The sequence below is a fragment of the Klebsiella sp. 141251 genome (assembly GCF_050600725.1).
GTDB lineage: Bacteria > Pseudomonadota > Gammaproteobacteria > Enterobacterales > Enterobacteriaceae > Klebsiella > Klebsiella aerogenes.
Window position 1 is genome coordinate 537,499 of sequence record NZ_JAQIRG010000002.1, and the last position, 14,718, is coordinate 552,216.

The following is a 14,718-nucleotide window of genomic DNA, read 5'->3' on the forward strand; positions in this document are numbered from 1 at the left end:
TGGCTCCTTAACGCGGCTTAACGCGGCACAGCGCCTGGGCGCCGGCCCGCAATGTGGCTTCATCTTTGGCAAAAGAGAGCCGAATCAGTTTGTTATCAGTGCCATCGGTATAAAATGCCGATAGCGGAATCGTGGCGACGCCGTATTCGGTAATCAGCCGCTTAACCATCTCACTGTCATGCTCATCGCTGAAATGGCGATAGTCCGCCAGCATGAAGAAAGAGCCGGCGCTCGGCAATAAACGGAACGGCGAGTCTTGCAGCAGTTGCTGGAGCAAATCACGCTTTTGCTGATAAAAAGCGGCCAGCGACAGCCATGAAGCCGGGTTCTGCATATACTCTGCGAAAGCGTACTGCATCGGCGTATCGGCAGAAAACATCAGAAACTGATGTACCTTGCAGATCTCATCCATCAGCGCCGCCGGCGCCACGCAGTAGCCAACGCGCCAGCCGGTCACGTGGTAAGTCTTACCGAAGGAAGAGATAATCACGCTGCGTTCCGCCAGCTGCGGATGGGTCGCCATGCCGTGATGCTTTTCGCCGTCGAAGACTACGTGCTCGTAGACTTCGTCGGACAAAACCACGATATCGGTATTGCGGATCAGCATCGCCAGTTGATTAAGGTCGTTGGCGGATAATACCTGGCCGCTTGGATTATGCGGCGTATTAATGATGATCATCCGCGTCCGCGGGGTAATCGCGGCACGCACCTCGTCCCAGTTAATCGCAAAATCCGGCACGGTGAGCTTAATCGCCACCGGCGTCGCGCCTTGCAGACGCACTATCGGGGCATAGCTATCAAACGAAGGCTCAAAGTAAATCACCTCGTCGCCAGCATGCACCAGCCCGGCAATGGCGGAATAGATCCCCTGGCTGGCGCTGGCGGTAACCAACACTTCGTTATCGACATCATATTGCGTGCCATATAACGTAGCGATTTTGTCAGCGATACGCTCTTTTAAAGCCCGCAGACCGGTCATTGGCGCGTATTGGTTATGTCCGGCGTTCATCGCCTGCGTCACGCCGGCCACCAGCTGTGGGTCGCAGGCAAAATTAGGCGCGCCCTGAGAGAGATTAATCGCATTATGCTGCGCTGAAAGCTGGCCGATAACGGTAAAAATCGTGGTGCCGACATCCAGCAATTTCGAGCGAGTGGTGACCGAAGCACTAAGAGCCATGATTAATCCTTTCTCGTTTTATTTGCATATCCATTCAAACCAAAGCGCCTTCAGGCGACAAGCGAATTGTTATCATAAGAGCTATGCATTCCGATCATGGCTCTCAGGACGCCTTTAAAACATGACAGGGCTAACACTCAGGGTATAAACCACAATTTTAGTATGCCTTATGCTATTCAATTCTTTATAATCCCCAGCGGTTCTAAGGCTACTGACCGCCTTAGAGAAATTTAGAATATATCTCTTTCCGGCATTTCAGGTGCTGAATGGGGCAAGAGGCAAATCATATGTTTATTACGTCAGCGTATATCGCGTTATTTTTAATCGCATCATGGGGACTTTTTAAACTCGACCAAAAAAGCAACTCGTTATCAAAAAGCGTTTTTATCGCAATCTTTCTCGGCGCCCTTCTCGGATTATCACTCCATTTCATTGCCAACGAACAACGTAAAACGGTCATTGACTGGTACAGTATCGTCGGCAACGGCTATGTTAATTTGCTGAAACTTGTCGCCGTACCGCTGATTTTTATTTCAATTTTGTCAGCGATTAACAAACTCGAAAATAGCGCCGGTATTGGCCGAATGTCCTTAACCATCGTCGCCTGCATGCTGTGCCTGGTAATGATTGCGGGTTGGGTCGGCCTGTTTACCGCTAACCTGATCGGTCTCGACGCCAGCGCATTCAGCCATATGCAATCGACGCTGACCGCCGAAGACGTCAGCAAAACCGCAGCCGTTTCGCTACCCCAACTGGTCACTTCGCTGATCCCGACAAATATTTTTCTCGACCTTACCGGCGCGCGCAGCGTATCGGTTATCGGCATCGTCATCTTTACCTTGCTGGCCGGCGTGGCGTTATTAAAGGTGAAAAAAGAGGCGCCGGAGGAAGGTCAAAAATTAAGTAGCGGAATTAACGCGATTCAAATTTGGGTGATGAAGATGGTGCGTATCGTCATAGCGCTGACGCCATACGGTGTCCTCGCACTGATGGCAAAAGTCTTTTCAACCTATCAGCTAGCGCAATTCACCAGCCTGCTAGGCTTTATCGCCGCCTGTTATCTGGCAGTCGCCATGATGTTTATCGTGCATGCGATTCTGCTGACTATTAGCGGTCAAAATCCTCTGCGCTACTTTAAAACGGTGTGGCCGGTGCTTACCTTCGCCTTTGTTTCCCGCAGCAGCGCGGCTTCGATTCCATTAGCGATTACCGCACAGGAAAAATTCGGCGTGCCGAATACCATCGCCAACATTGCCGCCTCCTTTGGTTCCAGTATGGGGCAAAACGGCTGCGCCGGGATCTATCCGGCCATCATGGTGGCCATGATCGCGCCAACGCTGGGTATCGACCCACTGTCGTTCTCGTTTTTAGCAAGCTTACTTCCGGCTATCGCTCTGGGCTCAATTGGCGTCGCAGGCGTCGGCGGCGGCGGGACATTTGCGGCGTTGATTGTCCTGTCTACGCTCAACTTCCCGGTGGCGCTGGTCGGCATTTTTATCGCCATTGAGCCAATTGTCGATATGGCGCGTACCGCGCTGAATGTGAATGGGTCGATGATGTCGGGCGTACTGGCGACGCGGCTATTGAAAAATCAACGTGAAAAGTCGCGCCCTGTCGCCTCGATGAGTGAATAATCCCGTCTGATTGAAGCGGCGGCCAGGCCTGAAAACTGGCCGCCAGCTGCTTATTTCTTGCTCAGCAGGTTAAAGCTGGTCATCAGGTTACGGTAATCCGGAATGTGGTTGGAGAACAGGGTTCCCAATCCTTCGATATCATTGCGCCAGTCGCGGTGCAGCTCACAGGCCACGCCAAACCACGACATTAACTGCACGCCCGCCTGCGACATACGATCCCACGCGGCATCACGGGTGATCGGGTTAAAAGTACCGGACGCATCGGTCACCACAAAGACGTCGAATCCCTCTTCAATCGCCGACAGCGCCGGGAAGGCCACGCAGACTTCAGTGACGACACCGGCAATAATCAGCTGTTTCTTACCGGTGGCTTTTACCGCGTTAACGAAATCTTCGTTATCCCAGGCGTTAATATTGCCGGGACGAGCGATATAAGGGGCGTCAGGGAACTGTTCTTTCAGTTCCGGCACCAGCGGACCATTAGGGCCATTCTCAAAACTGGTGGTCAGAATAGTCGGTAGTTTAAAGTATTTAGCCAGATCGCTGAGGGCCAGGACATTGTTCTTGAATTTATCCGGCTCGATATCACGAACCAGTGACAGCAGCCCGGTCTGGTGGTCAACCAGTAATACTGCCGCATCATTTTTATCCAGACGAACGTAAGGTTTAGACATGATGGCTCCTTTTATACACATCAACTAATCGGTGAGAGACGTTGTATCAACGAGACTAATAATAGTGTAAGCACAGGATGACGATTAGATGGCAAAAACGGAACGCATCGTCCCAATTTCGCAACGATGCGTGGCATACTGCCTATGATCAAAATGCATAGCTGGAGCCAACATGTCGCGTAGCGCCCTGCCTTTTCATACCGTAGAAACGTTTCTGATAACCGCGAGGCATCTCAACTTAACCCATGCCGCGCAGGAGCTGTGCCTGACGCAGGGGGCGGTCAGCCGGCAGATTGCCGCGCTGGAGAGCTGGTTTGGCTTCCCGCTATTTGAACGCCACGCCCGCGGGCTGCGGCTATCTCCGCAGGGCAGCGCGCTTTATCCGGAGCTGCAGTCGGCATTTGGCCGCCTGTTAACGGTAGCCGAGCAGGCGCGCCAGCAGCAAACTGTCGTGCGCCTGAAAGCGCCTACCTGCGCGATCCGCTGGCTGGTGCCGAAACTGCTGGAGATAGAACGACGTTATCCGGAACTGCAGGTGGCGTTGACCACCACCACCGAGCATAACGTTAACTTTAAGACTGAACCCTACGATGCGGCGATTATCTTTGGCACCCATCAGAGCGCCGGCGATCTGCTGTTTGAAGAAGCCCTCACGCCGGTGGCCAGTCCCGATACGCCGTGCGATACGCAGCTCTCCGCCATCACATTTTTACATCCGACGCGGGATAAAACCGACTGGCTGCTGTGGCTGGCGCACTATCCGCATGAACCAACGTTAAAAATGCATAAAAACCAATATTTCGACACCATGGACCTCGCCATCACCGCCGCGATGCAGGGGCTCGGCGTCGCCATGGCGGACGAGACGCTAATCGCCGAGGATCTTCGTACCGGGCGACTATGCCGCCCCTTCTCGCTCAGCGTCAAAACCGGCGCCAGCTACCGGTTGGTCGTTCGCCGCTCGCAAAGCAAAGCCGACGGCCTGGCGCGCTTTCGCGCCGCGCTGGTTAATCCAGCGTCACATGATGCTTCATCACCCGGCGAAACAGCGCCAGCCGCGCGCGCATAAAGCGGTTCTCGACTTTAAAACCCGCCCGCTTGTTAAGACCGATACGCAGCAACCGATCTCGCCCGCGCAAACAGGCGGGCCAGCGCACCGGGCCGGTTAACTCACTACACTGATTGCCTGCCAGCCTGGCAAAATTGGCCCAGTAGTCGGCGACCTGCGCGGCGAAGGCTCGGTCCGCCTCACTGGCGTACTGACACACCGGTTCGGCGCGGGTCAGATTGTCGAAAACGTAAACCACTTCGTTGCCATGCCATGCGCCGTGGAGATAGGTTTCATGTTCCGCTTGCGCAACATAATCAAACCAGTAGCGCCAGCACGGTTGCCCAACACGCTGCTGCGCCTGCATTACCACGTAACCCAGGGTGGTGAACGCCATATCGCGGCACACTTCTCTGCCTAACGCTTCATCCCCTTTGACGCCAGGATACAGCAGTTTGATAAGCCCAAGGCCAAAACGGCGTTCGCGACGCAGTTTTTGAATTTGGCCGGCAATATCGACGCCAAATACCGCCATCACGCTGGCCTCATCGCTATTGGAGCCAATCATCACCGGCATCGCATGCTGACGGCCCTTAAAGAACGTGTCGAGCATAGGCTCCGGCAGCACCGCATCGCCGACAATCGGCGCCGGGCCGATATTCAGCGGCGCCGTCAGCGCCCAAAAGGCATCGGCGGGGATTGCCCGCAGCTGTTCCGCGCTGGCATCGGCAAGAGAAAAATGTTCCACCAGCAGCTTTCCCTTCGCCAGCGCCTTTTCCCGTGGTAAATCCGGTAAGGTATAACCGCTTTGCACGATGGCTTTATGGAACAATCCTTTCGCTTTCGGCGACGCCATCAACGACAGGACGCTGCGCGCCCCCGCGGATTCGCCGAACAAGGTGACATTGGCGGCGTCGCCGCCGAAGGCGTGGATATTATCCTGCACCCAGCGCAGCGCGGCTATCTGATCGAGCAGCGCAAAATTATACAACCGCTCGCCCTCTTCGCCTTCCAGGGCCGGATGAGCGAAAAAGCCGAGATGCCCAAGACGATAATTGACGGTGACCACCACCACCTCGCGGCTGGCCAACGCGCTACCGTCGTAGGGAGGCAGGCTGCCGGCGCCGATGGTGTAGCCGCCGCCGTGCAGCCAGACCATCACCGGGAGCGGCTGCGAGCGGGCGGCGGGCGCCCACACGTTGAGATACAGACAATCTTCCGAGAAACGGCCAGGATCGCCGCCGCCCAGTTCACGACAATATTCGATATCCTGCCAGCTGGCGGCGGCAAAGGTATCGGCCTGACGCACGCCCTGCCAGCGCTCTGGAGGCTGCGGCGAACGCCAACGCAGCTCGCCTACCGGCGGCTGCGCGTAGGGAATACCGCGCCAGATATGGATCCCCTGTTCATTAGTGCCGGATAGCGTGCCCTGCCGCGTTTTTACTAGCGGCATAGATGAATTCTGCATAACAACGTCCTTTTGCAAGTTATGCCATGCAGAGTACCGATTTTAGAGCAGACCGCAACGGCGTTTACTCCGTTCCTCCGCCTGTTGATATAGTTCGAACTCATCGAGGACCTCACAGCCTAACGCCGCTTCAAAAGCGTCACGGCTGGCGTTACCGTGGCTGCGGGCCTGCGTTTCGTTGCCAAGATTTGATTGGAAAATCCCCGCGGCGCTCACCGGTAAAAAATCTTCATAAACAATCGGCTGCGCGACTACCCAACCGCGCTCGATCAGCGGTTGCGGATCGTCGCCGGGGCCAAAAGCATGGCGATGCGCTTCCCCCGCAGGCGTCAGGCGATAGCGGAACCACGCCAGCCCCTGCTGACGCAGCAAAAATTCGCTGTCAGGAAACTGGCTAAAGACCTCCTGCAAATGGCGCTGGTGGTTAAGATTGTCTTTACCGACCCCGGCCTCATTCAGTAAGCGGTCATACAGCGCTCGTCCTTTCGGCGTCAACGCGACGCCGCGTTGTTCAATTTCGCCAAAGCGCGCGCTGTGCGTACCTTTATGTTCGCCGGCGAACATCACCGGCTCTTCCAGCGCTTTAAAACTGGTTTGCCGCAGTAAAATCGGCACCTCGCGGCGCGGCGGTCCCTCAATGAGCGCTTTCGGTTCGATACCGCACTGCGGCATCAGCGCCTGAACCCGATCGATATCGAGAGTGCGCGGCGTCAGATGGTTAATGTGGCAACCGGGGAAACAGACCACATCGGCAATCAACCGGTGCTCATTATGCAGCGCGTGATAGGTTTGCTCGTCGACGGTGGCATGACGGTGCCAACGGAAAGTCTCCAACGCTTCGTTGACGAATTCGCGCGCTTCTGCAGCCGTGAATTCCCCCCTATCTTCGTGTAACGCAATCAGCTCACGGCAGCGCGGCGTAAAGATATCGCGACGGGCGAGAATATCCGCCGCTCGCTGGCGCAGCGCCTCGTTGCCGATCAGTTCAAGGCGCAGCAACGAGGTGAAAATACGAAACGGGTTACGCGCCAGCGCCGCGTCATCGACCGGGCGAAAGGCGGTAGAATGCACGGGTACCCCAGCCTGCGACAGATCGTAATAGCTAACGGGATACATCCCCATAATGGCAAACATGCGACGCAGGGTCGCCAGTTCTTCCGCCGTTCCCACGCGGATCGCGCCGTGGCGCTCAACGTTCAGCCGTGCCAGTTCGTCGGCATTAGCCAATTGTTCATGTAATTTCGGGTTGTGTTCCAGGACCGCCAGATTCACATCCGCCACCAACTCCAGGAGGGTTCCATACTGCGGAACTTCCTGCTGGTACATTGCCGACATAGCCTGTGAAAAGTTTTCCCGAATCTCATCAGCCGTGATGGTGTTCGCCATGATGTCTTACCTCCAGTGAATACTTCCTGGAGTGTAGGAAAGCGCGTTAAGAGTGGCGGGAAGAATTTACAAACTGTGATGCGGATAACCTGCTACCGCGTTTCGCCTGTACAAATCATAACCGTGGGTTATGAAAAATTAGATTTAATTTCACTTTAAATTAACAAAACATTTACAGAGACTGTTTCTGGCGAAATTACAACAACATGCCTCTCTTCCGTTTGATGGAGTACCCTATGAATAATAAATGGTCACCGCGCGAGGTCGTACATCGCGATTACAATAGCCATCCGCCGGCACTGGCGCCGGGATACAAAACCAGCGTGCTACGCTCGCCGCGCAATGCGCTCATCTCCCTGCAAAATTCACTTTCTGAGATTACCGGCCCGGTGTTCAGCAGCGACGACCTTGGCCCGCTGGATAACGATCTCATTCTCAACTACGCCAAAGACGGCCTGCCGATTGGCGAACGAATTATCGTCCACGGCTACGTGCGCGACGGCTTTGGCCGGCCAATGAAAAATACGCTGGTCGAAGTGTGGCAGGCCAATGCCGGCGGCCGTTACCGTCATAAGAAAGACCAGTATCTGGCGCCGATTGACCCCAACTTCGGCGGCTGCGGACGGGTTCTGACCGATGAAAATGGTTATTACTGCTTTCGCACGATCAAACCCGGCCCCTATCCGTGGCGTAATCAGGTTAGCGACTGGCGACCGGCGCATATTCACTTTTCGCTCTCAGGCGATGCCTGGGCGCAGCGGCTGATTACGCAAATGTACTTTGAAGGCGATCCGCTTATCAAACAGTGTCCGATTGTCAGAACCATCAATAACGATGATGCCGTGCGTACCCTGATTGCCGAGTTGGATACCCACGCCGCCGTGCCGCTCGACAGTCTGGCCTATCGTTTTGACCTTGTGCTGCGCGGCCACCGCGCCACGCTGTTCGAAAATCGTACCCAGGGGGCCGCCCAATGAAAGACTATTTAGCTGAAACCGCCTCGCAGACTGCCGGGCCCTATGTGCATATTGGTCTGGCGCCGGACGCTGCAGGATTTCATATTTTTGAGAAAAACTTTGGCCCCAACTTAGTGAGCGCGGAAACCAAAGGCCAACGCATTACGATTGAAGGGCGGGTTTTCGATGGTTCCGGAACCCCGGTACGCGACGTGCTGCTGGAACTATGGCAGGCTAACGCCGACGGGCGTTATAACCATCCCGACGACCGCCAGCAGAACAAGGCTCTGGACACGAACTTCCGCGGCTGGGGCCGTACTTGTTCTGACTTTGCATCCGGCGTCTGGCGTTTTCAAACCATCAAACCCGGCGCGGTCGTCGGCCGTGACGGACGCCTTATGGCGCCGCACCTCAATCTGTGGGTAGTGGCGCGGGGTATCAACATCGGCCTGAATACGCGGATGTATTTCGCTGATGAACAGGCGGCAAATGAACAGGATCCGGTACTGAATCTGATTGAATGGGAAGTTCGCCGCCAGACGCTTATCGCGCAACGTGAAGTGCGTGGAGATGAAGTCGTGTACCGCTTTGATATTTATTTACAGGGCGATAAAGAGACCGTGTTCTTCGATATTTAATTTCCCCCCAAATTACTCCCTTTTCCCTGCCCCGCCGAGTGCGGGGCTTTTTATCGCCTCTGGTAGAAATGACTTGTAAGACAATAAGATCAAATGTTAATAGTATTTTGCTAACTAGTTATCAAAATTAAACAACTTTGCTTGCTACCGAGACAGCTCTGTTTTTAACATCGATTATGGAAAAAAATGGTCTCTTCAGTCAGCGCATTCGCTTGCGCCATTTACATACTTTCGTCGCCGTCGCACAACAGGGAACCCTGGGGCGGGCGGCAGAAACCCTGAATCTTAGCCAACCTGCGCTATCAAAAACCCTCAACGAGCTTGAGCAGTTGACCGGTACCCGGCTTTTTGAGCGCGGGCGGCTTGGCGCGCAGTTGACGCTGGTTGGCGAACAGTTTCTAACCCATGCGGTCAAGGTGCTGGATGCTCTCAATACCGCAGGCCAGGCTCTCAATCGTAAAGAAGGCATGAATAGCGATGTGGTTAGGATTGGCGCCCTGCCAACCGCAGCGCTCGGTATTTTGCCTACGGTGATTGGTCAATTTCACAAACAGCAAAAAGATATCACCTTACAGGTCGCCACCATGAATAACACCATGCTGCTGGCGGGGCTGAAATCCGGCGATGTCGATATTGGTATTGGGCGCATGTCCGATCCGGAACTGATGAGCGGCCTCAACTATGAACTGCTGTTTCTTGAATCGCTAAAACTGGTCGTCCGCCCCGGCCACCCGCTGCTGCAGGAGACGGTAACGCTCAGCCGGGTGATGGAATGGCCGGTGGTGGTCTCACCAAAAGGGACCATTCCGCGGCAGAATGCGGAAACGCTGCTGCAAAGCCAGGGCTGTAAAATTCCCCCCGGCTGTATTGAAACGCTGTCGGCCTCGCTTTCACGCCAGCTCACCGTCGATTATGACTATGTCTGGTTCGTCCCTTCCGGCGCGGTGAAAGACGACCTGCGTCGCGGTTTGTTAACCTCATTACCTATCGCCACCGAAGGCGCCGGCGAGCCGATCGGTATTCTTACCCGAGTGGACGCCAGCTTGTCGCAGGGGGCGCAAACTCTACTCAGCGCGATACGCAAATCCATGCCTGCCTGATTATTCATGGTTGTTACCCCGAGCTAATACAACGGGGTAACGGTACCGCTACGTTCATTCTTCTGCCCCTTAATATATACATCGTGCTAATCAATTAGTGCGAAATCATTCATTAACATTTGCGCTCATTTCATTAACAGATTTATCATAGCCATGATTTCACCATTTGGTTCATGTGAAATGAATTCATCTTTTGAAATCACCTTTATGAAGCTTTGTGGAGCTTCACTCAAAAGCAATTTCCATTTGCACTTGATTCATTTGGTACACACCTGGCAAGGGGTGGTAAAAGGAGACAACATGGCTACGGGCAACGTGCCGCGCGGATTCCCCCGGATCCTGCAGTGGCTACTCGCCGGACTGATGTTAATCATCGGTCTGGCAATCGGTATTTTAGGCGCCAAACTGGCAAGCGTCGGCGGCACCTGGTATTTCGCCATTATGGGGCTGGTGATGGTTATCGCCTCCCTGCTTATTTTCCGCAATCGTCGCGGCGGCATCATTCTTTATGCCGTCGCCTTCGCAGCTTCCATTGTTTGGGCTATCAGCGACGCCGGCTGGACCTACTGGCCGCTGTTCTCACGCCTGTTCGCGCTTGGCGTTCTGGCTTTTCTGTGCGCCATTGTTTGGCCTTTCCTTTCCAGCGCACCGGCCAAAAAAGGCGCGGCCTTCACCCTCGCGGGCGTGCTGGCCGTGGTACTGCTGGTCAGCTTTGGCTGGATGTTCAAATCCCAGCCGCTGGTCAGCGCCAGCGAACCCGTGCCGGTAAAACCGGTACAACCGGGTGAAGAACAAAAAAACTGGGAGCACTGGGGTAATACCACTCACGGCGACCGCTTCGCCGCGTTGGATCAGATCAATAAAAACAATATCAACCAGCTACAGGTTGCCTGGATTGCCCATACCGGCGATATTCCGCAGAGTAACGGTTCCGGCGCGGAAGACCAGAATACGCCGCTGCAGATTGGCGATACTCTCTATGTTTGTACGCCATATAGCAAAGTCCTGGCGCTGGATGTCGATAGCGGCAAAGAGAAATGGCGCTACGACTCAAAAGCGACGGCGCCGAACTGGCAACGTTGCCGCGGTTTAGGCTACTACGAAGATAGCCAGGCACAGGCTAATGCCGTTGCCGGGACCCAGCCTGCCGCCTGCGCCCGCCGCCTGTTCCTGCCAACTACCGATGCGCGTCTGATCGCAATCGATGCCGATACCGGTAAAGCCTGTGAAGCATTTGGTGAACACGGTACCGTCGATCTCAGCGTCGGCATGGGGGAAATCAAACCCGGTTATTATCAGCAGACCTCTACTCCGCTGGTTGCCGGTAACCTTGTTGTCGTTGGTGGTCGTATAGCGGATAACTACTCCACCGGTGAACCGCCGGGCGTGGTTCGCGCTTTTGACGTGCATACCGGTAAACTGGCCTGGGCCTGGGATCCGGGCAATCCACAACTGACCGGCGTGCCGCCGGAAGGACAGACCTACACGCGCGGGACGCCGAATGTCTGGTCCGCGATGTCCTATGATGCCAAACTGAATCTTATTTATCTGCCAACCGGAAACGCCACGCCAGACTTCTTCGGCGGCGAACGTACGGCGCTGGATGATAAATACAGTTCCTCTATCGTTGCGGTCGATGCGACCACCGGTAAAGTACGCTGGCATTTCCAGACTACCCATCACGATCTGTGGGATTTCGATCTGCCTTCGCAACCGCTGCTGTACGATCTGCCGGACGGTAAAGGCGGTACGACGCCGGTACTGGTGCAAACCAGCAAGCAGGGCATGATCTTTATGCTTAACCGCGCGACGGGCGAACCGGTCGCTAAAGTGGAAGAGCGTCCGGTCCCGGCTGGTAACGTTAAAGGTGAACGCTACTCGCCGACGCAACCGTACTCCGTCGGCATGCCGATGATCGGCAACGAAACGTTGAAAGAATCGGATATGTGGGGCGCCACCCCGGTTGACCTGCTGCTGTGCCGTATTCAGTTCAAAGAGATGCGCCATCAGGGGGTCTTTACTCCACCGGGTGAGGACCGCTCCTTGCAATATCCGGGCTCGCTTGGCGGGATGAACTGGGGCAGCGTGTCGGTTGATCCGAATAACGGCCTGATGTTCGTCAACGACATGCGCCTTGGACTGGCTAACTACATGGTACCGCGAGCGAAAGTGGCTAAAGATGCCAGCGGTATCGAAATGGGTATCGTACCGATGGAAGGTACGCCGTATGGCGCAATGCGCGAGCGTTTCCTGTCGCCGCTGGGCATCCCCTGCCAGAAGCCGCCGTTCGGCACCATGTCGGCGGTCGATCTGAAAAGCGGTAAGCTGGTCTGGCAGGTTCCGGTAGGTACGGTAGAAGATACCGGTCCGTTGGGTATCCGCATGCATATGCCGATCCCTATCGGCATGCCAACGCTGGGAGCTTCGCTTTCTACCCAGTCTGGCCTGCTGTTCTTCGCCGGCACCCAGGATTTCTATCTGCGCGCCTTTGATACCGCCAACGGCAAAGAGATTTGGAAATCTCGCCTGCCGGTGGGCAGCCAATCCGGCCCAATGACCTACGTTTCACCGAAAACCGGTAAGCAATACATCATTATCAACGCCGGCGGCGCGCGTCAGTCTCCCGACCGCGGCGATTACATCATCGCTTACGCTTTACCCGATCAAAAATAAAACCAGGGCCCCGTTCAGGGGCCTTTCTTTATCTCTCCGGTTTCAGATTCCATTTAGGCGCCGATCTTCAGGCTTTTGTTACTATGGAACCTCATTTCTCAGGCAGGATAAACAGGGAGGAAGCCATTATGGTTTTGATGAAAGGCTCAAGCGCGCTGCTTTTGGCTGCGTTACTAACGGGATGCGCCAACGAGGAACCACCACAGCTTTATCGCCACAACTTTGTGTTGAAGAATCCGCGTACGGGTATGCCGCTGCCCTATCTCCCTTACCAAATCACCACACCAGACGGTAGAGTCTTTAAGGGCAGAACCGATAAAAACGGTTTAACCGTAGAAGCGATATCAACCATGCCGGGAGAATTTAAGATCAATATGATCCCTGAGTCAGCACTATAAGTTTCTTCGACAGGCTGCGATTTTAGAATGTTTTATTGCGTTATGTTATTATTGCGAACAGTTATCAATAACAATATAACAAGGATAAAAGATGAAAGGAGCCCTCCATCACCTGCCGATCGGCGCACTCTTATTAGCCGCAACCACCTCAGCCCAGGCGCTGAAAGCGCCAGAAGTGGATTTACGCGACCCGACGCTGTGGGAAGAAAAAAAGGTCAATCCGCTAAACGAAATCTCTGCCACCTGCGAAGTGGCAAGCGGCCCGGATTGTCCAGTCTGGGAGGATCAAAAGTCAGATATTCAACGCGAAAGAGAACGGCGAGAGCAACGACGTTGGCAATCGGGCTATGAGCACTGGCGCAAGTATTAACACAGCCAGAAGTCAACCCGGGCGATAAATGGCCCGGGCTTCGCTATCGGTGATACTTAGTTATCACCGAAGTGAATAACCGTACGAATCGATTTACCTTCATGCATCAGATCGAAGGCTTCGTTGATCTGATCGAGCGGTAACCGGTGGGTGATAAACGGATCGAGGCGAATCTTACCCGCCATCGCGTCTTCAACCATCCCCGGCAGCTGGCTACGCCCTTTCACGCCGCCGAAGGCGGAACCACGCCATACCCGGCCGGTGACCAACTGGAACGGACGAGTTTTAATTTCCTGACCCGCTCCGGCAACGCCAATGATAACGCTCTCACCCCAACCTTTATGACAGCACTCCAGCGCCGCGCGCATAACGTTGACGTTACCGATACATTCAAAACTGAAATCAACGCCGCCATCGGTTAGCTCGACAATCACGTCCTGAATCGGTTTATCGTAGTCGTTCGGGTTGATAAAGTCGGTGGCGCCCATCTCTTTGGCGAGGGTAAATTTATCCGGGTTAGTGTCGACCGCCAGAATGCGTCCGGCCTTCGCCTGCACCGCTCCCTGAATCACCGCCAGGCCAATACCGCCCAGCCCGAACACCGCGACGCTGTCGCCCTCTTTCACCTTCGCCGTGTTATGTACCGCGCCGATACCGGTGGTGACGCCGCAGCCCAACAGACATACTTTTTCCAGCGGCGCCTGCGGGTTTACTTTTGCCAGAGAAATCTCGGCGCAGACGGTGTATTCGCTGAAGGTGCTGGTGCCCATATAGTGATAAATCGGCTCGCCGTTATAGGAGAATCGCGTGGTGCCATCCGGCATCAGACCTTTCCCCTGGGTGGCGCGGACCGCCTGGCAGAGGTTAGTTTTGCCAGACTTGCAGAATTTACATTCGCCGCACTCGGCGGTATACAACGGAATAACGTGATCGCCTGGCTTCAGGCTGGTCACGCCCTCGCCGACTTCAACGACGATACCGCCGCCTTCATGGCCCAACACCGCCGGGAACACGCCTTCCGGATCGTCGCCAGAGAGAGTAAAAGCATCGGTGTGGCAAACGCCGGTGTGGGTGATTTTGACCAGGACTTCGCCTTTCTTTGGCGGCGCGACGTCAATCTCCACGATTTTTAACGGCTGGCCGGGGCCAAAGGCAACTGCTGCACGTGATTTCATACTGTCCATTCCTCGTCGTGA

The 14,718-nt window shown here is 54.9% G+C and carries 13 protein-coding genes; 8 read left to right on the forward strand and 5 right to left on the reverse strand.

Annotated features, from left to right (window positions below; genetic code table 11):
• Nucleotides 1–7: 7 nt before the first annotated feature.
• On the reverse strand, nucleotides 8–1,177 hold the full coding sequence (locus PGR09_RS07150) for a pyridoxal phosphate-dependent aminotransferase (protein ID WP_430915979.1): 1,170 nt from the start codon (nucleotides 1,175–1,177) through the stop codon (nucleotides 8–10).
• A 287-nt stretch (nucleotides 1,178–1,464) separates the two neighbouring features.
• On the opposite strand from PGR09_RS07150, the gene PGR09_RS07155 reads away from it, so the two are divergent.
• Entirely contained in the window at nucleotides 1,465–2,811 is a 1,347-nt protein-coding gene (locus tag PGR09_RS07155; protein WP_047048802.1) for an L-cystine transporter, read from the forward strand.
• Nucleotides 2,812–2,861: 50 nt separating this feature from the next.
• Here PGR09_RS07155 and ycaC read toward each other — a convergent pair whose 3' ends face one another.
• Nucleotides 2,862–3,485: an isochorismate family cysteine hydrolase YcaC gene (gene ycaC / locus PGR09_RS07160; protein WP_015366381.1), complete on the reverse strand. Its 624-nt coding sequence runs from the start codon at nucleotides 3,483–3,485 to the stop codon at nucleotides 2,862–2,864.
• Between the two features lie 172 nt (nucleotides 3,486–3,657).
• On the opposite strand from ycaC, the gene PGR09_RS07165 reads away from it, so the two are divergent.
• Nucleotides 3,658–4,554 (forward strand): LysR family transcriptional regulator, encoded by an 897-nt coding sequence (locus PGR09_RS07165; RefSeq protein ID WP_047048805.1) that lies wholly within the window; start codon nucleotides 3,658–3,660, stop codon nucleotides 4,552–4,554.
• Here PGR09_RS07165 and PGR09_RS07170 read toward each other — a convergent pair.
• Together PGR09_RS07170 and hglS are read right to left on the reverse strand one after the other, a co-directional pair.
• Nucleotides 4,493–6,001: a carboxylesterase/lipase family protein gene (locus tag PGR09_RS07170; RefSeq protein WP_430915981.1), complete on the reverse strand. Its 1,509-nt coding sequence runs from the start codon at nucleotides 5,999–6,001 to the stop codon at nucleotides 4,493–4,495. The two genes, PGR09_RS07165 and PGR09_RS07170, sit on opposite strands and share 62 nt — an antisense overlap.
• Before the next feature lie 42 nt (nucleotides 6,002–6,043).
• Nucleotides 6,044–7,387, reverse strand: a complete 1,344-nt coding sequence (gene hglS, locus PGR09_RS07175; RefSeq protein WP_045393952.1) for a 2-oxoadipate dioxygenase/decarboxylase HglS — start codon at nucleotides 7,385–7,387, stop codon at nucleotides 6,044–6,046.
• Between the two features lie 236 nt (nucleotides 7,388–7,623).
• Here hglS and pcaH point away from each other — a divergent pair, with 236 nt between their 5' ends.
• The 6 genes from pcaH to PGR09_RS07205 all read left to right on the forward strand — a co-directional run bounded on the left by pcaH (nucleotide 7,624) and on the right by PGR09_RS07205 (nucleotide 13,522).
• Nucleotides 7,624–8,364, forward strand: coding sequence for a protocatechuate 3,4-dioxygenase subunit beta (gene pcaH, locus PGR09_RS07180; protein ID WP_020078656.1), 741 nt, complete (start codon nucleotides 7,624–7,626; stop codon nucleotides 8,362–8,364).
• On the forward strand, nucleotides 8,361–8,981 hold the full coding sequence (gene pcaG / locus PGR09_RS07185) for a protocatechuate 3,4-dioxygenase subunit alpha (protein WP_063416054.1): 621 nt from the start codon (nucleotides 8,361–8,363) through the stop codon (nucleotides 8,979–8,981). The genes pcaH and pcaG overlap by 4 nt, the downstream gene beginning before the upstream one ends.
• 176 nt (nucleotides 8,982–9,157) lie before the next feature.
• Entirely contained in the window at nucleotides 9,158–10,081 is a 924-nt protein-coding gene (locus PGR09_RS07190; RefSeq protein WP_045382604.1) for a LysR substrate-binding domain-containing protein, read from the forward strand.
• A gap of 300 nt (nucleotides 10,082–10,381) precedes the next feature.
• Entirely contained in the window at nucleotides 10,382–12,754 is a 2,373-nt protein-coding gene (locus PGR09_RS07195; RefSeq protein ID WP_047048811.1) for a glucose/quinate/shikimate family membrane-bound PQQ-dependent dehydrogenase, read from the forward strand.
• Between the two features lie 128 nt (nucleotides 12,755–12,882).
• On the forward strand, nucleotides 12,883–13,152 hold the full coding sequence (locus PGR09_RS07200) for a hypothetical protein (protein ID WP_430915982.1): 270 nt from the start codon (nucleotides 12,883–12,885) through the stop codon (nucleotides 13,150–13,152).
• A 91-nt stretch (nucleotides 13,153–13,243) separates the two neighbouring features.
• Nucleotides 13,244–13,522, forward strand: a complete 279-nt coding sequence (locus PGR09_RS07205) for a hypothetical protein (RefSeq protein WP_430915983.1) — start codon at nucleotides 13,244–13,246, stop codon at nucleotides 13,520–13,522.
• Between the two features lie 56 nt (nucleotides 13,523–13,578).
• Here PGR09_RS07205 and PGR09_RS07210 read toward each other — a convergent pair whose 3' ends face one another.
• The gene (locus PGR09_RS07210; protein ID WP_045393936.1) at nucleotides 13,579–14,697 is read right to left on the reverse strand and encodes an S-(hydroxymethyl)glutathione dehydrogenase/class III alcohol dehydrogenase; all 1,119 of its coding nucleotides are present in this window, start codon (nucleotides 14,695–14,697) and stop codon (nucleotides 13,579–13,581) included.
• Between the last annotated feature and the right edge of the window lie 21 nt (nucleotides 14,698–14,718).

Coding starts and splice junctions, on each gene's coding strand:
- pcaH (WP_020078656.1), top strand. CDS start 7,624: ATGAATAATAAATGGTCACCGCGCGAGGTCGTACATCGCGATTACAAT.
- PGR09_RS07200 (WP_430915982.1), top strand. CDS start 12,883: ATGGTTTTGATGAAAGGCTCAAGCGCGCTGCTTTTGGCTGCGTTACTA.
- PGR09_RS07210 (WP_045393936.1), bottom strand. CDS start 14,697: ATGAAATCACGTGCAGCAGTTGCCTTTGGCCCCGGCCAGCCGTTAAAA.
- PGR09_RS07205 (WP_430915983.1), top strand. CDS start 13,244: ATGAAAGGAGCCCTCCATCACCTGCCGATCGGCGCACTCTTATTAGCC.
- PGR09_RS07155 (WP_047048802.1), top strand. CDS start 1,465: ATGTTTATTACGTCAGCGTATATCGCGTTATTTTTAATCGCATCATGG.
- PGR09_RS07150 (WP_430915979.1), bottom strand. CDS start 1,177: ATGGCTCTTAGTGCTTCGGTCACCACTCGCTCGAAATTGCTGGATGTC.
- pcaG (WP_063416054.1), top strand. CDS start 8,361: ATGAAAGACTATTTAGCTGAAACCGCCTCGCAGACTGCCGGGCCCTAT.
- PGR09_RS07195 (WP_047048811.1), top strand. CDS start 10,382: ATGGCTACGGGCAACGTGCCGCGCGGATTCCCCCGGATCCTGCAGTGG.
- hglS (WP_045393952.1), bottom strand. CDS start 7,387: ATGGCGAACACCATCACGGCTGATGAGATTCGGGAAAACTTTTCACAG.
- PGR09_RS07190 (WP_045382604.1), top strand. CDS start 9,158: ATGGAAAAAAATGGTCTCTTCAGTCAGCGCATTCGCTTGCGCCATTTA.
- PGR09_RS07165 (WP_047048805.1), top strand. CDS start 3,658: ATGTCGCGTAGCGCCCTGCCTTTTCATACCGTAGAAACGTTTCTGATA.
- PGR09_RS07170 (WP_430915981.1), bottom strand. CDS start 6,001: ATGCAGAATTCATCTATGCCGCTAGTAAAAACGCGGCAGGGCACGCTA.
- ycaC (WP_015366381.1), bottom strand. CDS start 3,485: ATGTCTAAACCTTACGTTCGTCTGGATAAAAATGATGCGGCAGTATTA.